General features: G+C 69.6%; 15 protein-coding genes. 11 read left to right on the top strand and 4 right to left on the bottom strand.

Annotated features, from left to right (window positions below):
• The first annotated feature begins 73 nt into the window (after nt 1-73).
• The 6 genes from BO221_RS25895 to BO221_RS25875 all read left to right on the top strand — a co-directional run bounded on the left by BO221_RS25895 (nt 74) and on the right by BO221_RS25875 (nt 6,620).
• Nucleotides 74-640, top strand: a complete 567-nt coding sequence (locus BO221_RS25895; protein WP_198956189.1) for an RNA polymerase sigma factor — start codon at nt 74-76, stop codon at nt 638-640.
• Complete coding sequence (locus BO221_RS25890; protein WP_073563159.1) at nt 637-1,146, top strand: hypothetical protein; 510 nt, start codon at nt 637-639, stop codon at nt 1,144-1,146. The genes BO221_RS25895 and BO221_RS25890 overlap by 4 nt, the downstream gene beginning before the upstream one ends.
• 8 nt (nt 1,147-1,154) lie before the next feature.
• Complete coding sequence (locus BO221_RS25885; protein WP_073563158.1) at nt 1,155-2,564, top strand: hypothetical protein; 1,410 nt, start codon at nt 1,155-1,157, stop codon at nt 2,562-2,564.
• A gap of 320 nt (nt 2,565-2,884) precedes the next feature.
• On the top strand, nt 2,885-3,409 hold the full coding sequence (locus BO221_RS54005) for a hypothetical protein (protein WP_143195677.1): 525 nt from the start codon (nt 2,885-2,887) through the stop codon (nt 3,407-3,409).
• Between the two features lie 368 nt (nt 3,410-3,777).
• Nucleotides 3,778-5,136 carry a 2Fe-2S iron-sulfur cluster-binding protein gene (locus tag BO221_RS25880; protein ID WP_073563157.1) on the top strand — a complete coding sequence of 453 codons (1,359 nt, stop codon included), beginning with the start codon at nt 3,778-3,780 and terminating at the stop codon, nt 5,134-5,136.
• Nucleotides 5,133-6,620: an FAD-dependent oxidoreductase gene (locus BO221_RS25875; protein WP_073563156.1), complete on the top strand. Its 1,488-nt coding sequence runs from the start codon at nt 5,133-5,135 to the stop codon at nt 6,618-6,620. The genes BO221_RS25880 and BO221_RS25875 overlap by 4 nt, the downstream gene beginning before the upstream one ends.
• A gap of 16 nt (nt 6,621-6,636) precedes the next feature.
• Here BO221_RS25875 and BO221_RS25870 read toward each other — a convergent pair whose 3' ends face one another.
• The gene (locus BO221_RS25870) at nt 6,637-7,518 is read right to left on the bottom strand and encodes an SDR family oxidoreductase (RefSeq protein WP_073563155.1); all 882 of its coding nucleotides are present in this window, start codon (nt 7,516-7,518) and stop codon (nt 6,637-6,639) included.
• 386 nt (nt 7,519-7,904) lie between these two features.
• Here BO221_RS25870 and BO221_RS25865 point away from each other — a divergent pair, with 386 nt between their 5' ends.
• Together BO221_RS25865 and BO221_RS25860 are read left to right on the top strand one after the other, a co-directional pair.
• On the top strand, nt 7,905-8,702 hold the full coding sequence (locus BO221_RS25865; protein ID WP_073563154.1) for a serine protease: 798 nt from the start codon (nt 7,905-7,907) through the stop codon (nt 8,700-8,702).
• 286 nt (nt 8,703-8,988) lie between these two features.
• On the top strand, nt 8,989-9,447 hold the full coding sequence (locus BO221_RS25860) for a universal stress protein (protein ID WP_073563153.1): 459 nt from the start codon (nt 8,989-8,991) through the stop codon (nt 9,445-9,447).
• On the opposite strand, the gene BO221_RS25855 is transcribed toward BO221_RS25860, so the two are convergent.
• On the bottom strand, nt 9,419-10,510 hold the full coding sequence (locus tag BO221_RS25855; protein WP_233166269.1) for a hypothetical protein: 1,092 nt from the start codon (nt 10,508-10,510) through the stop codon (nt 9,419-9,421). The genes BO221_RS25860 and BO221_RS25855 overlap by 29 nt on opposite strands.
• Nucleotides 10,511-10,647: 137 nt before the next feature.
• On the opposite strand from BO221_RS25855, the gene BO221_RS25850 reads away from it, so the two are divergent.
• The 3 genes from BO221_RS25850 (at nt 10,648) to BO221_RS25840 (ending at nt 17,345) form a co-directional block, all read left to right on the top strand.
• Entirely contained in the window at nt 10,648-14,319 is a 3,672-nt protein-coding gene (locus BO221_RS25850; RefSeq protein WP_073563152.1) for a lipopolysaccharide assembly protein LapB, read from the top strand.
• Between the two features lie 29 nt (nt 14,320-14,348).
• Nucleotides 14,349-15,383, top strand: a complete 1,035-nt coding sequence (locus tag BO221_RS25845) for a low specificity L-threonine aldolase (protein WP_073563151.1) — start codon at nt 14,349-14,351, stop codon at nt 15,381-15,383.
• Between the two features lie 75 nt (nt 15,384-15,458).
• Nucleotides 15,459-17,345 carry a hypothetical protein gene (locus BO221_RS25840; RefSeq protein ID WP_073563150.1) on the top strand — a complete coding sequence of 629 codons (1,887 nt, stop codon included), beginning with the start codon at nt 15,459-15,461 and terminating at the stop codon, nt 17,343-17,345.
• Nucleotides 17,346-17,364: 19 nt separating this feature from the next.
• Here the strand turns inward: BO221_RS25840 and BO221_RS25835 are convergent, their stop codons facing one another.
• Together BO221_RS25835 and BO221_RS25830 are read right to left on the bottom strand one after the other, a co-directional pair.
• Nucleotides 17,365-18,615 carry a hypothetical protein gene (locus tag BO221_RS25835; RefSeq protein WP_073563149.1) on the bottom strand — a complete coding sequence of 417 codons (1,251 nt, stop codon included), beginning with the start codon at nt 18,613-18,615 and terminating at the stop codon, nt 17,365-17,367.
• A 137-nt stretch (nt 18,616-18,752) separates the two neighbouring features.
• The gene (locus tag BO221_RS25830; protein WP_073563148.1) at nt 18,753-19,124 is read right to left on the bottom strand and encodes a hypothetical protein; all 372 of its coding nucleotides are present in this window, start codon (nt 19,122-19,124) and stop codon (nt 18,753-18,755) included.
• Nucleotides 19,125-19,138 lie beyond the last annotated feature (14 nt).

The following is a 19,138-nucleotide window of genomic DNA, read 5'->3' as shown; positions in this document are numbered from 1 at the left end:
AGACCTGGGCGTGAACGCTCTCTCCCTCAACGCAGCAAACGTCGCGGACCTCGCCCGGGCCATCGGCATGCTGATGGCCGATGACGCTCCGGCCACTCCCTGGAAGGCGGATGTGGCCGCCGCGCGGCGCGGGGACCCGTCGGCCTTCGAGTCGCTCGTGCGCAGCGTGCAGCGCCCGGTCTATGGCCTGGCCCTGCGCCTGCTCGCCAACGAGGCGGAGGCCTCCGAGATCGCCCAGGAGGCCTTCCTCCGCGCCTACCAGAACCTCCACAAGTACGACGACTCGCGCCCCTTCGATCTCTGGGTGATGGCCATCACCCGCAACCTGTGCCTGGACCTGCTGCGCCGGCGCACCAAGGTGAAGACGGAGGAGCTCGAGTCCATGAAGGAGGTCCTCCCCAGCGGAGAGGCCTCGCTCGAGGACGGCGCCATCGCCCGCCAGGAGCGCCAGTCGCTCGAGGCGGCGCTCGCCACCCTGTCCGCCGACGACCGGGAGGTGCTGGCGCTCTACTACGTCCAGAAGCGCACCACGAAGGAGATCGCCCAGGTCCTGGGCTGCGCGCCCGGCACCATCATGGCGCGCCTGTTCCGGGCCCGGGAGAAGCTCCGCAAGCAGATGAGCACGGAGGAGCCGACATGACGCCCACGCCCATCGAGTGCCCGGACCTCGAGGTGCTCTTCACGGAGCTGGAGGCCGGCGAAGGTCCCGCCCTGGAGCACGCCGGGCATTGCCCGCTGTGCACCGCCATCATCGAGGAGCACCGGCTGCTGGAGAAGGATCTGTGCCGGCTGGCGGATCCGCTCCCCCCGCCGGACCTGGTGCACAAGGTGATGGCGCGGGTGGCCGCCGAGCCCACGCCCGTGCGCCGCGAGCTGTGGACGGGCCTGTCCATCCTCGGGGCCTCGCTGATGATGGGGCTCGGGTTGCTGCTCACCAGCGACGCCGCCCTGAGCGGGCTGGGCAAGACGATGGCCCGCACCCTGGTGGGCGGCACGGCCTTCACCGAGGCCCTGATGAGCGGAGTCCACGCGCTGTGGAGCACCGCCGCCGGCCCGCTGGTCGCCCTGGTCGCCTTCGTCATCCTCTCTTCCGTGTTCGGTCTCAAGCGGCTGGTCCGCAACGGTCCCACCCCTTCTCAAGCGTGAGTGTCGCCATGAAACCCTTCAATACCCGGGGCCTGCTGCTCTCCGCCGCCCTGCTCGCCTCGCCCCTCGCCCTCGCCCAGACGCAGGACACCGATACGCAGGCCGAGGACCTCATCAGCGTCCATGCCCGCGGCTCGCTGAAGGACGTGCTCCAGGAGCTCTCCGAGGAGGGCGGGCTCAACCTGGTGCTCATCGGCCCGATGGACGCTCCCGCCGAGGTCTACCTCAATGGCGTCAGCGCCCGGCAGGCGCTGCGCACCGTGGCTCGCGCCCACTCGCTGCAGCTGGAGGAGAACGACGGCATCTTCACGGTGCGCTCCAAGGGTGCGGAAGCAGCCCAGGGCAGCGCGGTGGCGGCCCCCGTGCCTCCGGTTCCTCCCATGCCCGCCGTGGCTCCCCCTCCGCCCATGCCCCAGCACGACGCGGACGAGGTGGCCGAGAACGCCGTGGACGAGGACGAGGTGAAGGAGCGCATTCGCAAGAAGATGAAGGAGGCGCGGAAGGCCAGCAACGGCTCACGTGACGTGGTGGCCCGCGGCCGCTCCATCGAGGTCAAGGAGGGCGAGTCGGTGGACAGCGCCGTCGTCTACGGCGGCAACCTGACGGTGAAGGGCCACGTGGACGACGACGCGGTCGTCTTCGGCGGCAACCTGGAAATCAACGGCCACGTGGAGGGAGACGCTCACGCCTTCGGCGGCAACGTGGTGCTCGGCCCGGGCGCCGTGGTGGAGGGAGACGTCTCGTCCTTCGGCGGCGCCGTCATCAAGCAGGACGGAGCGCGCGTCGAGGGCAGCACCGAGTCCTTCGGCGGCGCGAAGCTCGGCAAGGTGATCTCCGGCGAGCTGAAGAAGGCCAAGCACGCGCACGCCGACCATGACGAGCAGGAGGAGCGGGACAGCGGCGGCGGCTTCGCCGGCTTCCTCATCCAGTTCGCGGTGATGTTCGGGCTGGGCTTCCTGGGACAGATGCTCTTCCCGGCGCGGATGAAGGCGCTGGCGGAGGACATCCAGACGAAGCCGCTCGCGGGCGGATTGGTGGGACTGGCGGGGGTGGTGGCGCTGATTCCCGCGGCCATCCCGCTGTTCGTGGTGTCCATCGTCCTGGCGGTGACGATCGTCGGCATTCCGGTGGCGGTGGCGCTGTGGATGCTCCCGCCCCTGGCGGCGGCGGTGGGCTTCACGGCGGTGGCGAGCAGCATCGGCACGCGGCTGCCGGTGATGCGCGGCCGCAAGACGCAAGCGATGGTGATGGCGCTGGGGCTGCTGCTCCTGCTGGTGGTGGGACGGATTCCGGTGCTGGGACCGCTGGTGATCGTGGCGGCGGTGCTGGTGGGCTTCGGCGCGGTCCTCCGTACCCAGCTCGGACGCCGCCCGCGGGGCATGCCGGAGCCCATCATCTCGGATCACATCCCGGTCTGATCAGCGGGGCGGGAAGACGGGCAGTACCTCACGGGGGGCGGCACGAGGCGCGGGGGCGCTTCGGTCCGCCCCCCGGAGTTTTTCATGACCAGCCGCCCCCCACTTGCCAGCCACCTGCGCAGAGGAAGCCACAACTCACTGGCGCTGAATTCGGCAGTTCAAGTGCCGCGTGGCACTGACAATCACAAACATAGAATTTCTCACACAATGAAAGACAAAAGCTCAATGTTGCTTCCCAGATAAGCCGCAGCACCAGAAGACCCCTTTCCCCAGAGATGGCACAGAGCAACCTTGTCGGGAATCCGCGAAAGGAAAGCGCGATGAACCGAAGAGGAATGTGCCGAACAGTATTGATGGGGATGCTGGTCACTGCAGGCACGGCGCTGGCTGGCCCAGTGGATCTGTACAGGCTGTACAGCGACGGTGCCACGGATCACTTCTACACAACGAGTTTAGACGAGGCGCTCCGCGCAGCGTCCTACTATGGCTACACCTACGAAGGTGTTTCCGGCAAATGCTTGTCCACCCAAGAATCGGGAACGGTTCCGCTGTACCGCCTATACAGTTATTCAGGCCGTGATCATTTCTACACGACCTCATGGCAGGAGCGGGACATCGCCATTGCCTCGCATGGCTACACCGATGAAGGCGTCGCCTGCTACGTCTATTCATGGAATCAGACAGGGACGTGCCCTTTCTATAGACTCTACAAGAGTCGTGGCAGCGATCACTTCTACACCCTGTCCTGGCAGGAAACCTTGAACGCTGCCCGCCATTATGGCTACACCTACGAGGGAACTGCGGCATACATCTTCCCACAAACTCCTGGTTCGTGCCCTTATTAGGCAACAAGTCCTTGCTTGTCTTTGCCGCCCTGCCACTGAGTCATGACCTGCAGCACCGCCTCTTGGAGCGCTGCGGTGCACAGGTGGGTGAGCTACGAGTGGCCCGAATCGGACATCATCTGTAGGAACGCGGCGCGACTCGGGTAGCACACCAGTGGCGCCGCGTCCTCCATCCCCTCCTCTGCGCGTCCGGACCAGGACAGCATCCACCACCCGACACGGGTGCTGACGCACCGCGCCAGCCTGGAGAGAAGCCGGGGTACCAACCTCCATCACCCGGTCTGTCATCTCCTCCACCGAGTGAGCGGGCGGGAGTGCCGAGTGTCCTTTGACCGCCCGGGCCGGCTGGGACATTGTCCGCGCACCCTATGCGTCGCCTCCCAGATGCCGCCGCGCGCGGCAAGTCCATCACCCTGGACCTCGAGGGTGAGACGGTCCCCGCCGTCGAGGGCGAGCCGGTCGCGTGCTCGCTCATCGCCACCGGTGAATCCGTGCTCGCCCGCTCCATCAAGTACCACCGCGCCCGTGGGCCCTACTGCTTCTCCGGCGCGTGCTCGCATTGCCTCATGCGCGTGGACGGCGTGCCCAACGTCTACACCTGCCGCACCCCGGCCCGCGCCGGCATGAAGCTGGAGCGGCAGAACGCCTACCCCTCCGCGAAGGTGGACGTCTTCGAGGCGATCGACTGGTTCTTCCCCAACGGGTTGGATCACCACGAGATGTTCGCCGGCGTGCCCGTGGCCGAGCAGGTGATGGCCAAGGTGGCGCGCCAGCTCGCGGGCCTCGGACTGCTGCCGGCCTCCCCCGCTCCCGAGCGCATGCCCGTGCAGACGCTGCGCACGCGCGTGGCATTGGTGGGCGGTGGCGCGGCGGGCCTGGCGGCGGCGCAGGTGCTGGCCAGCAAGGGCGTGTCCTTCCTCCTCTTCGAGCGCGAGAGCTTCCTGGGTGGCCGCCTCGCCGCGGGCGCGCCGGAGCCGGACGCCCCGAAGATGCCGGACACGGGAGCCCTGCCCTCGGGCAGCGTGCGCACGCGCTCCACGGTGATCGGCCTGTATGACGACGAGGCCGGCCGCTTCCTCGCGGTGGTGGCGGAGGGGCCGGAGGGGCTGCGGCTCCTCAAGGTGTACGCCGAGCGCTTCCTGCTGACGCCGGGAGGCCACCCGCCGATGCTGCCCTTCGAGAACAATGATCTCCCGGGCGTGTACGCGGGCCGGGCGGCGAGCCTGTTGATGCGCCGCTACGGCGTGGCGCCCGAGGTGGCGGCGCTGGTGGGCTGGGGCCCGGAGCTGTACGCGCTGGCGCGCCTCATGGAGGAGCACGGCACGAAGGTGGCGGCGGTGGTGGACCTGAAGGGCCCGGTGCCCTCGGGCGCGCCGGCCGGAGCCACCCAGGGCGGCGAGCCCAAGGCCCACGGCCGGAACGAGGTGAGCGGCTTCAGCTACACGAACACCTCCGGCAAGCGGGTGAAGGTGGACTGTGACGCGGTGCTGGTGGCGGTGGCCACGAGCCCGAGCTTCGAGCTGGCCCGCCAGGGTGGCGCGAAGGTGGAGTTCGACGAGGCGCGCGAGGTGTTCGCGGTGGTGGCGGACGCGGACGGCCGCACCGAGGCGAAGGACCTGTACGTGGCCGGTGACGTGACGGGCGGGAGGAGCGCGGCGGAGGCGGCGGCGGATGGCAAGCGCGCGGCCGAGGCGCTCGTGGGCTCGCTCACGGGAGGGCAGTCATGAGCAAGACGCTGATCTGCTCCTGCGAGGACGTGACGGCCGAGGACATCCGGCACGCGGTGTCGCGGGGCTATAGCGATGTGGAGTCGGTGAAGCGCTTCACGGGCTTCGGCACGGGCATCTGCCAGGGCAAGGGCTGCCTGTCGGCGGTGGCGGCGCTGCTGTGCAAGGAGAAGGCGCAGAAGCCCGCGAGCCTGCTGCCCTTCACGCCGCGGCCGCCGCTCTACCCGACGGAGCTGTCGGTGCTGGGCTCGATGAAGGTGGACGAGTCCCAGCCTCCGGTGGGCGGCGTGCCCGAGGAGCTGGCCGTCTTCCCGCCGACGCTGCGGCCCGAGGGCCCGCTGCCGGCGAAGGCGAAGGTGGTCATCATCGGCGGCGGCATCATGGGGCTGGCGCTGGCGTACAACCTGTCGCTGCGCGGCGAGACGGACGTGGTGGTGCTCGAGCGCGGCTACCTGTGCGCGGGCGCGTCCGGGCGCAACGGTGGCGGCGTGCGCATGCAGTGGGGCACGTCGGCCAACATCGAGCTGGCCAAGCGCTCCATCGAGCTGATGGGCCGGTTCGCGCGCGACATGGGCATCAACGTGTGGCTGCGCCAGGGCGGCTACCTCTTCATGGCCAGGACGAAGGCCGTGGCGGAGCGCCTGGAGCGCAACGTGGCGCTGCACAACAAGCACGGCGTGCCCACGCGGCTGCTCACGGTGGACGAGGCGCGGGAGATCGTCCCGGGCCTGTCGCTCGCGGGGGCGCAGGCGGCCTCGTACAACCCGGAGGACGGCGTCATCTTCCCGTGGCCCTTCCTCTGGGGCTACGCGAACGGCTGCCGCAAGGCGGGCATCAAGGTCGAGACGTTCACCAACGTCACGGGCTTCGAGACCTCGGACGGCCTGGTGCGCAAGGTGAAGACGGATCGCGGCGACATCGCCTGCGACACGGTGGTGCTGGCCTCCGGCGCGTGGAGCCCGGAGATCGCGCAGTTGGTGGGCGTGAAGCTGCCCAACGAGCCGCACCGGCACGAGATCCTCAGCACCGAGCCGCTCAAGCCCTTCCTGAGCCCGCTGGTGTCGGTGTTGGACTCGGGGCTGTACTTCAGCCAGTCGATGCGCGGGGAGATCGTCGGCGGCATGGGCGATGCGAAGGAGCCGGCGGGGCTGAACATGGGCTCGACGCTGCGCTTCGTGTCACGCTTCTCGCAGGCGCTGCTGGAGCAGATGCCGAACCTGGGGCACGTGAAGGTGCTGCGCCAGTGGGCGGGCTGCTACGACGTGACGCCGGACAACAACCCGGTGCTGGGGCGCACGCCGGGCCTGGAGAACCTGCTGCAGATGTCCGGCTTCGTGGGCCACGGCTTCATGATGGCGCCGGCGGTGGCCGAGCGGATGGCCGGGTGGATGACCACGGGCGAGTCCGACGAGCTCTTCACCCGCTTCAACCTGCGCCGCTTCCAGGAAGGCAAGCTGGAGCGCGAGGACATGATCATCGGCTGAGCCCATTTCCCCTGTGTCACGCCTCCTCGGGCCCACTGGCCAGCAGCACACGCTGGCCGGTGTCCGGGTGAGCGGGCTCCAGCAACGAGGTGCCATACCGAAGCTGTCTGGCGCCCGGAAGGCCCGCGGCCCGCAGCACGCCCCGAGGCATGAGCGAGGACAACCGCATCATCCACCTATACGCAAAACCCGGGTGCACGAGCGGCTGTGCGCGATCGAATCCCTCGATGGCCTCGCGGGCACACCGTGCGGCGGAAATACGCATCCACGCCGGAGCCCTGCCCGCGCGCTCCTGAGTCCCCGCGACCTCGCTGAACTCGGTGTCCACGGGCCCGGGGGCCACCTGCGTCACCACCACCCCCGTGCCCATCAACTCCAGCCGCAGTGACTCGGTGAATCCATCGAGGAAGTGCTTGGTGGCGGCATAGACGGCCAGTCCCGGGACGAAGGCCCGCGCCCCACCGGAGCTGATGTTGAGGATGCCGCCGCGCTTGCGCTCCACCATGAGCCGCAGCAACCGGTGGGTGAGCAGCAGGGGCGCCGTCACGTTCACCTGCAACATCTGCTGGATGCGTGCCCAGCTCTCCTGCTCGTAGAGGCTGTAGTCCCCCAGGCCGGCGTTGTTCACCAGCACGTCCACGCGGACCAGGTGCCGGTGCAGCGAGTCCAGCAGCGAGTCCACCTCGTCCGGGTGGGCCAGGTCGCACCGCTCCACCATCACGCCCAGGGTGGGGTTGCGCGCGTGCAGCTCGTCGCGCAAGGCCTCCAGGCGCTCCTCCCGGCGGGCCACCAGCACCAGCGTCCGGGCCCTCCGGGCGAGCTGACGGGCGATCTCCCGGCCAATCCCCGAGGAGGCCCCGGTGATGAGGACCGTGCCCGAATCGATGGGTGGACGCATGGGCTCCTCCTTGGCTCACCAAAGGGGAAAGTTAGGCACCTGACCCCACCCCCACATGGCGCGTCGGGACAGGCGCCCTCCAGGGCCCCCTGCTCCCCGGCCGGACCGCGTGAATTGTCCGTTTTCAGTACGAATCCCAGAAAGCGTGATGTTCTGTTTCAGGACAGTCGCTTGGAGCCCATAAGGTCCGGTGCCGATTCGGGTTTCCCCCGGCTTTGTGCAGTCCTTTTACATCTGCAACCCAGAGACAGGAGCGTGGACGCACCACCCGGAGCCAATCCAGAGGGACCCGGCCCGAGGAAAAACGGCCACATGGGGGCTTGGCACGACAAGTGCCATCAGCACGGTCCGCGCGCACTTCCCCGCGCGACGGAGAAAACCCCTTTATGAGCCTGAAGCTTGTCCGTGCGTTCCTGGTGGTGGGTCTGACGGGTTGTGGTGTGGCCGAGCTGCCCGAGGACGTTCCGAACGCCGATGCGGCTTCGGTGGAGTCCCCTGTCATCGTCGGCTCGGTGAACTGGTCGGAGGTCACGTCGCTGAGCTCCACCAGCACCCAGCGCGTCCGCTCCAAGGCGGTGGGCTATCTGTCCATCCCCGCCGTGGGCAGCCGCTGCACCGCGTGGCTGGTGGCCAACGACAAGATCGTCACCAACAACCACTGCGTCGGCAGCGCCTCCGAGGCCGTGGGCGCCCGGGTGTCCTTCAACTACGAGAACGGCGTCGCCTCCACCAGCCGCATCTGGTACGACTGCTCCACCTTCGTGCGCACCTGGACGGCCGAGGACATGACCGTCCTCACCTGCAAGGCCGTCAACGGCGTCCTGCCCGGTGCGGTGTACGGGAAGCTGACGGTGGCCAGCGCCAACGCGGCCAACAGCTCGGCGATGTACGTCCTCCACCAGAACTGCGACTACAACGCGACCCCGAGCTGCGTGCCCAACAAGAAGTACTCGCCGGGCAGCGTGCTCAACACCAACGTGACCAGCAACGAGCTGTCCTACAACGCGGACACGCTGGGCGGCTCCTCCGGCTCGCCGGTGCTCGCGGGCGCGGGCGCCGCCAATGCGCACCTGGTGATCGGCCTGCACCACGTGGGCGTCGGCTCCAACTACAGCACCAGCGCCTCCAACCGGGGCGTCGAGGCCACGGCCATCCGCGCCCGCCTGGCCGAGATCGGCCTGTAATCCCAGCCTCATGAGTTCCCGCGCGCCTCTGGGGGGCGCGGGGACCGGCGGCGGCTCCTCACGGGGCCGCCGTTTTTCATTTCCGACACCTTCCGGGCCTCGCCCCCACCCCTCCAGGCAGGCCTCCGTCACGCGCAAGGCTTGCGCCCCGTTCAGCACTCCACGGAAGAGTTTGCGCCCGGACTCCACACGGTGCGTGAAGCGGCCCTGGCATGCATCTTCCAAGGAGGAAGAAGCAGATCGCCCGCCCCACTCCGGGGCCCGGGCCACAACGGAGGGAACACCGATGCCCACGCCTTCTCGCATCCTCGTACCCGTGGACCTGATGGAGGGCTCCAAGGCCGTCATCGACTACGCGGTGCAGCTCGCCAGACCTTTCAATGCCTCCATCGAGGTGCTGCATGCCTGGGAGCCGCCCCAGTACGTGGCGCCGGATCTCCTGGTGGCCGCGCCGGGCTGGAATCCCCAGTCGCTGGAGAAGACGGCGCTCGAGGCGGCCCGCAAGGAGCTGACCACGCTCATCAGCTCGCTCAACGCCCCGGGTCCCATCACCCAGCGGCTGGAAGTGGGCGAGCCCGCCGCGGCCACCCTGCGCGTGGCCGAGACAGGCGGGTTCGATCTGATCGTCATGGGCACGCACGGCCGCCGGGGCCTGCCGAGGCTGCTGCTGGGCAGCGTGGCCCAGAAGGTCATCGCCCGGGCCCACTGCCCCGTCCTCACCCTGCACGTGACCGAGGAGAAGTAGGCTCACCGCCCGGAGCGCCGGCCCCGGCCTCCGGGAGTCCAACCGCCCGCTTCGCCGCCCGGCGGGCCGCGAGCACCGTGGGAAGGCCGAGCACCAGCATGGCCCCCATCACGAGCGCGGCGCCCACCATCTCCCGGGTGCCCGCTCCCGGCATTCCGAGCAGCGCGGAGAGCAGCCCGGTGGCCACCACGCCCGCGATGATGCTGGAGGCGCGATTCACCGGGACGCAGAAGGAGTTCTCCCGGTGGTCCAGCAGGATGAGGCCTCCGAAGATGCCGGTGCCCTGGGACAGCACACCCACGAGCAGCTCCTCGAGCACCCGCCCGCGCGCGAACAGCTCCGTGAATCCGTGGCGGAGGTCGGAGAGCACGGGCCCCTCGCCGATGAGCGCCCCCACGGCCAGGACCGCCACGAGGACCGGGGTGGCCACCATCTGCTCCTCGACGAAGTAGCGGATGCCCACCGAGGGCTCCCCCGACTTGGCCAGGCGGCTCATGAAGCGCAACCGGATGAAGTAGCCGAGCAGGTACACGCCCAGGTCCACCAACGCCGCCGCGGTGACGCGGGCATCCACGCCGGGCGCGGTGGCCACGGCCACGGCCGCGAAGCTCAACCCGAGCGCCACCCACGAGGGCCACGCCACCCGGCGCCGGCTCAGCACGTCCACCAGCGGCGCGAGGATGAGCACGCCGCCGCGCATGAGCAGCATCATGAAGACGATGGACGTGCCGCTGAAGGTATAGGCCAGCGTGGTGGTGGCGATGATGGCGGCGGAGCACAGCCCCGAGAGGAACGTCCACGGGCCGGGGAACGGCACCCGCACGCCCAGGACCGTGCGGGTGCTCGCGTGTTGCCACCAGCCCCGGGCGGTGAGGAAGAGGAACATGCCCACCCCGGACGCGAGCGTGCTCCACGGCAGCAGCTCGAAGCCGGAGACACCGCGCGTCATCCCGTCCAACGCTCCCTGTGAAAGCGCCTTGGTGAGCGCGCTGTAGGGCGCGTAGCAGGCGAAGTAGCCGAAGGCGTAGCCCCAGATGGCGAGGTCACGCCGGTGGGTCGTCATGTCCACGTGAAGGGCCCCTCCCCGGGCTCCACCCGGTGGACTCTGCAAGAGTGGCGCCTGGCGTGCGGGGGGGCTCGCTCCCCACCCGGCGTATCGTCTATGGTCCCGCGCGCATTCAGACCCTGGAGGGGGGAACGATGGAGCGCTTGAACACGCTGGCCGAGGACATCCGCCATGTCGCGGGGTTGCTCGCCGAGGATGTGCTGGAGCCGGATCCGGAGCGGACGGACTGGAGCGGCATGAAGGTCCGCGTGGACATGGTGCGTCAGGGCATGGAGCGGGTGCTCGACGGCCTGTCCGGCGCGCTGGAGGAGGCCGAAGAGGCCGAGATGAAGGCGCTCGTGCGCAAGCGGGTGGCGGGCGTGGCCGGCCGGGTCGCCGCGCTCCTGCACGCCACGGGCAGCACCGAGGGCTGCCGCCGCCTGTTGGAGAAGGCTTTGAAGCTGTCCGAGGACGCCTCGCAGCGCTCGGAGCTCGAGGCCGGACTGGCCGAGCCGGACGTCTTCTGCCGCTTCGAGTACGCGGGGTGGCTGCTGGGCAAGGGCCGCTTCGACAAGGCGGACGCCCTGCTCAAGCGCGTGGTGAAGGATGCCCGCCAGCCGGCACTGAAGACGGCGGCCCGGACCGCGCTGCGGGGTTCGCGTCCCCTCAATGGCGCCCCCTCCCTCTTCCGCATCAACGGCTGCGGCGTGGGACTGTACGGCAAGCGCGACGAGGCCCCGGACGGCACCTATGTGGCCACGTACTTCATCAGCCTGATCTTCATCCCCGTGTTCCCGCTGACGGCCTACCGGGTGCGCGAGGTGGATGGCAACGCGTACCAGTTCTACGCCAAGGAGTCGCTCGGCCCCGTGACGCGAGTGTGGCAGCGGCTGATGCTCGCCGGTGCCGCGGGCCTGCTGCTCTGGTCGGGTGCGGACGGCTACCTGAACTCGCCGGAGCGTCTGGCGCGGCTGGCGATGGAGGAGGCCCAGAAGGCGGAGGCCACCCTCTCGCGCGAACAGGCCATTGAGCGCTACCGCTCCGTCGTCGACGCGCACACGGAGGAGCCGGCACGGTCCCAGGCGGCGGACGCCGTGGTGCGGCTGAGCCTCGCGGGCCTGCCCACGCCCTGCACGAAGGACTCGGTGGATGCGGTGGGCCGTGTGGTGAGGGGCATCGGCACCCTGCCCTCCAGCGCGATCAGCGGCGCCCCCTCGGACCGGTTCGGCGAGCGGCTCGACGCGTGCGCCCAGGAGATCGGCCAGGAGACGACGGCGGACGCGCGGGCGGCGCTCACGGTGGTGGACGGCGCGCTGCGGGTGGCGGGCACTCCCGCGCTGAAGGAGCGGCGGGTAGCGCTCATGCGCGGCCAGGCGGAGCGGCTCGTGAAGGATCAGCCCCTGCGAGCCCTCTCGCTCTACGTCAGGCTTCCCGGGAAGGAGTCGCTGAATGCCGCCGAGGCCATCATCGACACCTTCGGCGAGGCGCCCTCGCTGTGGCTGGAGGCCTCCAGCGACGTGGAGGCGTGGACGAAGCACAAGGATCAGAACACGTCCCGCGGCGACAAGGTGGCCCTCTACCGCGAGCGGCTGAAGACGGCCTCCGCCACGAACGCGAAGGACAAGGCGCTCATCGAGGAGGGCGACGAGGCGAAGATCGCCCAGGCCCTGAAGGGGTCCCCTGGCAACCAGGAACTGGCCGTGGCGATGGCCAGCCTGGCGCGTGCCCGGGGTGAGGCGAAGGAGGCCCTGGCCACCCTGACGGCGCTCGGACCGATGGGGCGGCTCACGGGCGATGCGCAGATGATGCTCGGCCTCTGCTACCGCGACCTCGGACAGATGGCCGAGGCGGACGCGGTGCTCTCGTCCTACGTCGCCGATCGCCTGGAGTCCTTCCAGCGCGTGCAGCGCAAGTACGAGGAGGAGGCGGACGCACTGCAGGAGCGGCTCGTCGCGCGGGCGCGCTCGGGCCAGCTCCCCGCCGAGGTGGAGAACCGGTTGAAGGTGGCCTCCGGCAGCGAGGAGCAGCAGCGGAAGATCTTCAGCGAGTGGCTGTCCGAGCAGATGGAGAAGGACCCCGGCCTGGAGAAGCTGCGGGAGGAGTACCTGCGTCACCAGTCGGTGGTGCCGGCCTCGCTCATGCTGGGCATGGTGAAGCTGATGCGGGCCAACGAGACGGAAGGCGAGGCGCGCCAGGCACTGCTGGGCGAGGCCGAGCGCGTCTTCCTCTCCATCCGCCAGGATGCCGAGGGCGATCCACGCTTCCACCTGGGACTGGGGCAGGTGTACCACCGGCTCGGCCGGAGCGAGGAAGGCGACAAGGAGCTGCGCGGCGTGGTGGAGCGCAAGGATCCGGCACTCACGCTGCAGGTGGTCAATATCTACCGCCAGCTGGATCGGCTCGACCTGGCCCGGCCGCTCGGCGAGGAGGTCTACGACACCGCGACGGAACCGGAGATGAAGTACGTCGCGGCCATCACCCTGGCCCGCATGTCCACGGACGAGGACGAGGAGGAGAAGTGGCTGCGCAAGAGCGATCCGCGCTCACCGACCATCCAGGACGATCTGCTGCAGATGGAGGCCTACCGGGCCCTGCGTGAGGGCCGGCTGGAGGACGCCGATCGCGCCCTGGCGAAGAACGTGGCCTTCCGGGCCCGCGAGGCGAAGCACAACTCGACGGCCGCCAACAACACGGCCACGGCGCTCATGGGCCGCTACCGGGCGACGGGAGACGTGACGCACCTGCGCTCGTCGGTGAAGTACCTGGAGGACGCGGTGCGGCTGGCGCCGGACAACTCCCTGGTGGTGGGCAACCTCGCGGACGCGCTGGAGTACCTGGGCAGGATCAACGTCCTGGAGCGCTTCGTGCGCACCAAGGCGCTGCACCTGCGGGATGACGAGGCGCGGGAGTTGCTCGGAACGTTGCTCGACGGCCCGCTGCGCGAGGAGGTGCTGAAGGCGCTGGATGCGGAGCCCTCGCTGCGCCGGAGCCAGGAACTGAGCCAGCAGGAGCAGACCCTGTCACCCGGGAAGGCCTCGGCCTGGGAGCGCCAGTTGCATTGGCTGCGGTGGCACCAGGACACGCAGGGCCTGGCGTCGCTGGCGAAGCGGCTGGAGACGCTGCCGTCCTTCGAGGCAAGCGCCGGAATGCTGAGCCGCAAGAAGTGGGAGTCGGGCGAAATGGACGCACAGGCCGTCAAGTGGATGACCCTGCACGCGGCCAGGGCCAAGGCGACGCTGAAGCGGGCGAAGCAGACGAACCACACGCCCACGATCGCGGCGGCCTGGCACCTGCTGGGCGAGTCCCTCGACAAGCAGCACTACTTCGACGAGAAGCCGGAGCAGCTCGCCCCGATGGTGGAGGCCTACCGCGAGGCCGCGAAGCTCTGGCCCCAGTTCGGCGAGAGCAGGTCCCTGGAGTGGGCGCTGGCCACCGTGGCGCTGGAGCATGGGGCGGCGAAGTCCGAGGCACTGGACAAGGCGTGGAAGGAGCAGCGGCGCACCCATGGCATGGGGACGATCCTGCACCGGGCGCTGACGGGACCCGCGGGCGCGGAAGTGGCGGCGGCGCTGCGGGCGCAGCCGGAGCTGAAGGAAGCGGCCGAGCACGCGCGCGAGCGGGCCAAGGTCCAGCCCAAAATATCGGACTGGGTGCTGGCGAAGGCAGCGGGAGACGTGGTGCTGGAGCAGGCGGCGGCGGCGGTGTTCTCACGGCCGGACGTGGAGCTGGAGCTGGCCATCGACGCGAGGCTGGCGGGAAACCACCCGCGCGAGAAGGCGGAGCAGGAACTCTTCAAGCAGGGCAAGGCGCAGCACGGCCGGCCCTGAGCACGGGAACGACAGGAGCGGACAACCGAATGAATCCGAAGCGAGGCTTTGCCAGCGACAACAACGCGGGGATCCACCCGACGATCCTCGAGGCCATTGCGAAGGCCAACGTGGGCCACGCCCTGGCGTACGGCGGCGACCCGTGGACCGAGCGCGCGGTGGCGAAATTCCGCGAGCACCTGGGCTCGCACGTGGACGTGCACTTCGTCTTCAACGGCACCGGCGCCAACGTGCTGGGGCTCAGCACGCTGATGAAGCCGTACCACGCCATCCTCTGCGCCGAGTCCGCGCACATCAACGTGGACGAGTGCGGCGCCCCGGAGAAGGCCACCGGCTGCAAGCTGGTGGACATCCCCACCCCGGACGGCAAGCTGACCCCGGCGCTGGTGGAGCCGCGCATCCGCGGCCTGGGTGACCAGCACCACGTGCAGCCCCGCGTCATCTCCATCTCCCAGACCACGGAGATGGGCACCGTCTACACGCCCGAGGAGATCCGCGCGCTCGCGGACCTGGCGCACCGCCATGGGATGTACCTGCACATGGACGGCGCCCGCATCTCCAACGCCGCCGCCGCGCTCGGCGTCCCGCTGCGCGCCATCACCACGGACTGCGGCGTGGACGTGCTCTCGTTCGGCGGCACCAAGATCGGCCTGATGATGGGCGAGGCCGTGGTCGTCTTCGAGCCCAAGCTGGCGCCGGACTTCCGCTTCCTGCGCAAGCAGGGCATGCAGCTCGCCTCGAAGATGCGCTTCGTGGCCGCCCAGTTCGAGGCGCTCCTCTCCGATGACCTCTGGCTGAAGAGCGCGCGCCACGCCAACGCCATGGCGGCGCTGCTCGCCCGGGAGGTCTCCTCCGTGCCCAGGGTGCGCATCACCCGGGCCACCCAGGCCAACGGCGTCTTCGCCACCCTGCCCAAGGAGCTCATCTCCCGGATGCAGGAGCACGCCTTCTTCTACGTCTGGGACGAGTCCACCTCCGAGGTGCGCTGGATGACGTCCTTCGACACCACCGAGGAGGACGTGCGCGGCTTCGTCTCCCGGCTGCGCGAGCTCGTGGGCGGCTGAGCCCCACGGTCCCCCTCCCCGGACGAGGCGCGCCTCTGGCAGACTGGCGCTCCATCTTCCGGGGGGGAAACCATCGTGGCTCGACCTGTCTCTCCGCGCCTCAAGGGCGCGCTGTGTGCTCTCTTCACCCTGCTCGTGCTCGTGCTCGCCGGAGGAGGCGGCTGCGTGAAGCGGCCGGTGGACTACGAACGGGAGTACGCGAAAACACTCGCGCCCAAGCGCCTGGAGAACACCTCCCAGGCGCCCGCCTCCGGTCCGCGCCGCACCCTGCGCGTCCGGGTCTACGCCGACGCCGACTACCGCTCCCAGGTGCTGCGCTGGCAGCCCGCCATCGAGGCGCAACTTCGCCGCGCCAGTGCCGTGGTGGAGGGGCCGCTCGGCGTGGTGTTCGAGGTGGACTCGGCACGCAACTGGGACCGCGCGGGCTCGAGTCAGGACCTCGACGTGGCGCTGAATCAGCTGGAGGCGCTCGATCCGGGTGAGGACGTGGACCTGGTGATCGGCCTCGTCTCGGCGCTGCCCATCTTCACCACCTCCCACCACCAGCTCGGCATGGCGCGGCTGTTCGGCCGGCACTGCGTCCTCCGGGGCATGGACAACCCCGAGGAGAGCAAGGCCCTCCTGTCCATGTTCAAGCACCTGCCGGATGCCGAGCGCGAGGCCCTCTACCGCGAGCGCAAGCTGCACAAGGAGACCTCGGTGCTGCTGCACGAGTGGGCCCACACGCTTGGCGTGTTCCACGTCCAGGACTCCCAGTGGATGATGTCCCCCGGCTACGAGCCCTCGCAGGCGGCCTTCGCGCCCCAGACCCAGCAGCACCTCGTGCTGAGCCTGCGCCACCTTCCCCAGGGCCGCCGCGACCGCGAGGCCCAACAGACCTGGGCTCGGGAGTTGAAGGCGCTGCTCACGAACACCGTCTGGCCGGACTGGGAGGGACCGGAGAAGGAGTCGGCCCTCGCGTGGACGGAGCGTGCCCTGGCTGGACGCGAGCCCCTGGGCCCGGAACCCGCCACGCCCCTCCTCCCGGCCGATCGCCGGCGGCTCGACGAGGTGCTCGCGCTCGACAAACAGGGACGCGTCGAGGTGGCCGTGCAGCAACTGGAGCCGCTCGTGCAGCGCTACCCCCGCGACGAGCAGGTCCAGGTGATGGCGTGCTACCTGGCCGTGCGCACCGCGCCGAAGCTGCCCGCCACGCGTGAGCGCTGTGAGGGGGCCATCACCCGCTTCCCTCATCAGGTGCCGCTCCTGATGAACCTCGCGGCGCTCCACCTCCAGTCGGAGAACCACGGGGAAGCGCAGGCGCTCCTGTTGAAGATACGGCAGCACCTGGAGTCCCAACCCGAGAGCCCGGCGGAGCAGTGGGCCGCCCTCGCGGGGCTCTTCCGGAACGCCGCTTGCGTCACCTGGGCCGAGCAGGCCGCGGCGAAGGCTCCCGGGAACGCTGAGGCCGCCCAGGTGCTCACCTGGGCCACGCAAACGCGACGCTGGAAGGCCTTGCCCGTGGACACCGGGCGCAGTGGCGTGAGTGCCGATCGCGAGGGTGGGTTCATCCGCGCCGCGAAGGCGCTGGAGACACAGCTCGAGCAGGGCGCCATGGGCAAGGTGCGCACGCAGCTCGCCGCGCTGTCAAAGGAGTACCCCCGGGCGGGCCTGGTGCAGGTGCTCCAGTGCGAGCTGCAACTGCGGAGTGGACAGCTCGGCCCCGCGCGCACCGCCTGCCGCAAGGCGCTCGCGGCGCACGAGGAGTCCGTCCATGCGCACTTCCTCCTCGGGTGGATGGCGGCGAACACGCGCGCGGGCCAGGAAGCCCGGACACACCTCGAGCGCGTCGTGACCCTGGAGCCGGCGCACACGGACGCCTGGAAGATGCTGGCGGAGCAGTACCGCACCGCTGGCAAGAGCAACGAGCTGAAGGACCTCCAGGAGCGTTACCGGACGCAGTTCGCCCGGGAGCTGCGCTGACGGAGGGAGGCCCGGTGACTCAGGGCCCCAACACTCCCCGGCGATAGAAGCTCTCCCGGTTGCCGGGGAGGTCCTCCTCCCAGAGGACATGCACCTCGGCGGCCTTGCCCGAGGAGATGATGACGGGCGAGGTGGACTTCCCGGGGGACTGGCTCAGGTTCTGGATCGGCCCGAAGCTCGCCCCCCGGTCGGCACTGGAGCGATAGAAGATGTCGCCCCCGCCCGCGGACCGGTCGCGCCAGACGATGCGGACGGCACCACCGGAGGAGGAGAGCGCGTACTGCGACGACTTGCCCGGGGTCTGGCTCAGGTTCCTGGGCGCCTCGAAAGTCCCCCCGATGTTCACGCTCCGCGTGAAGAAGATGTCCGTCTGGCCCGCCACCTTCTCCTTCCAGAGGACGTAGACGTACGGGTCACTCACCTTGAGCAGCGGATCCAACGAGGCCACGCTGTTCTGGCTGAGGTTCAGGATGGGCTCGAAGCTCTCACCGCGCGTGGCGCTCCGGCGGAAGACGATCTCACTGTCGCAGCCACTGCCCTCCCGCCAGACGACGAACACGCCCGCCCCCATCAGCGCGAGCCTCGCGTCCTCCGACGGGGCGCTCCCCTCATCGAGCACCTGCGTGGGCGCGAACGAGCGGCCCTCGTCCAGGCTCCGGCGCAGGAACACCTGGGAACCATCGTCCCAGACGGCATGGACGGAGGCGCCATCCGACGCGAGGTCCAGATCGCCGTCCTTCGCCTGCTCGCTGAGCGCGATGGAAGGCTCGAAGGAGTCGCCGGAATCGTGGCTGCTCCGCAGGAAGAGGCCGCCGTCCTGGCCGCTCCAGGCCACGTAGACATTCCCGCCGCTGGCCGCGAGATGGGGCTCCCGGCCGCGCTCGCTCAGCACCTGGATGGGACCGAAGGTCTCCCCGGAGTCGTGGCTCACACGGAAGCGGATGCCCGCCTCGGCCCAGACGACGTAGACGTGGCCCTCGACCCGGGCCACCCGGACGTCCGAGGCCCGCGTGGGATGGCTGTCGCTCAGGTTCTGGGCCGCGCCGAAGCTCTGGCCCCGGTTCGAGCTCTGCCGGAAGTAGACGTCCCCATAGCCCGTCCGCATGTCGATCCACGCGGTGAAGACATGCGCCCCCACGAGCGCCACCGTGGGTTCACGGGACGTGCTGCGGGTCTGGCTGAAGTTCGTGACATTCTCGAATACGTCCTGCGCGAACGCGGCCAGGGGCACGAGCAGCGCCCCCAACCAGAGTCCCCTGAGCGCTCCCATCGCGTCCCCTCCCCCTTGCCCGCCGCCTGCAACTGCCATGGGTGAACATCGCTACGGGAGCCGCCAGTCTGAATCGCACGGCGGACCATGTAGGCCGTCGAATGGACAACCTGCCCCCGGGTCCGGGTCTCGGCGGCCTACCAGTAGCGGCGCGGCTGCGCGGGAGGTGGGACCGGCACGGACACCGGCTCGAGCATGCCGCACTCCAGCAGGCGCTCGACCGCCACCTTGACCTCTTTCGGGCTGGCGCAGTCCTCGAGGTTGCGTGTCACCTCGGAGAGCGTCCGCTCCCCCACTCCGAACTCCACGAGATAGAGACCATCCTCGGAAGACAGACCGCGAGGCCCGCTCCAATCACTCCGGGCCGCGTCGAACTGGGCACGCCCCGAGCCACCCCGTGCCTTCTCGACCATGAGGGTATACGCCGACACGGCCTCGTTTCCTTTCGAGGAGAGCCGGAACTTCTGCCCACGCCCGAAGCGGACCTTCTCCAGAGCCTCATCCTTCATCACACCGCCTCCAC

Source organism: Archangium sp. Cb G35, from assembly GCF_001896145.1.
GTDB classification, from domain to species: Bacteria; Myxococcota; Myxococcia; order Myxococcales; family Myxococcaceae; genus Archangium; species Archangium violaceum.
The sequence above is the reverse complement of the archived record's forward strand: the minus strand, read 5'-3'. Positions and strand labels throughout refer to the sequence as shown.

What these genes read in the sequence shown, in the direction of transcription:
- BO221_RS25895 (WP_198956189.1), top strand. Translation starts at nt 74, where the DNA reads ATGGCCGATGACGCTCCGGCCACTCCCTGGAAGGCGGATGTGGCCGCC.
- BO221_RS25890 (WP_073563159.1), top strand. Translation starts at nt 637, where the DNA reads ATGACGCCCACGCCCATCGAGTGCCCGGACCTCGAGGTGCTCTTCACG.
- BO221_RS25885 (WP_073563158.1), top strand. Translation starts at nt 1,155, where the DNA reads ATGAAACCCTTCAATACCCGGGGCCTGCTGCTCTCCGCCGCCCTGCTC.
- BO221_RS54005 (WP_143195677.1), top strand. Translation starts at nt 2,885, where the DNA reads ATGAACCGAAGAGGAATGTGCCGAACAGTATTGATGGGGATGCTGGTC.
- BO221_RS25880 (WP_073563157.1), top strand. Translation starts at nt 3,778, where the DNA reads ATGCGTCGCCTCCCAGATGCCGCCGCGCGCGGCAAGTCCATCACCCTG.
- BO221_RS25875 (WP_073563156.1), top strand. Translation starts at nt 5,133, where the DNA reads ATGAGCAAGACGCTGATCTGCTCCTGCGAGGACGTGACGGCCGAGGAC.
- BO221_RS25870 (WP_073563155.1), bottom strand. Translation starts at nt 7,518, where the DNA reads ATGCGTCCACCCATCGATTCGGGCACGGTCCTCATCACCGGGGCCTCC.
- BO221_RS25865 (WP_073563154.1), top strand. Translation starts at nt 7,905, where the DNA reads ATGAGCCTGAAGCTTGTCCGTGCGTTCCTGGTGGTGGGTCTGACGGGT.
- BO221_RS25860 (WP_073563153.1), top strand. Translation starts at nt 8,989, where the DNA reads ATGCCCACGCCTTCTCGCATCCTCGTACCCGTGGACCTGATGGAGGGC.
- BO221_RS25855 (WP_233166269.1), bottom strand. Translation starts at nt 10,510, where the DNA reads ATGACGACCCACCGGCGTGACCTCGCCATCTGGGGCTACGCCTTCGGC.
- BO221_RS25850 (WP_073563152.1), top strand. Translation starts at nt 10,648, where the DNA reads ATGGAGCGCTTGAACACGCTGGCCGAGGACATCCGCCATGTCGCGGGG.
- BO221_RS25845 (WP_073563151.1), top strand. Translation starts at nt 14,349, where the DNA reads ATGAATCCGAAGCGAGGCTTTGCCAGCGACAACAACGCGGGGATCCAC.
- BO221_RS25835 (WP_073563149.1), bottom strand. Translation starts at nt 18,615, where the DNA reads ATGGGAGCGCTCAGGGGACTCTGGTTGGGGGCGCTGCTCGTGCCCCTG.
- BO221_RS25830 (WP_073563148.1), bottom strand. Translation starts at nt 19,124, where the DNA reads ATGAAGGATGAGGCTCTGGAGAAGGTCCGCTTCGGGCGTGGGCAGAAG.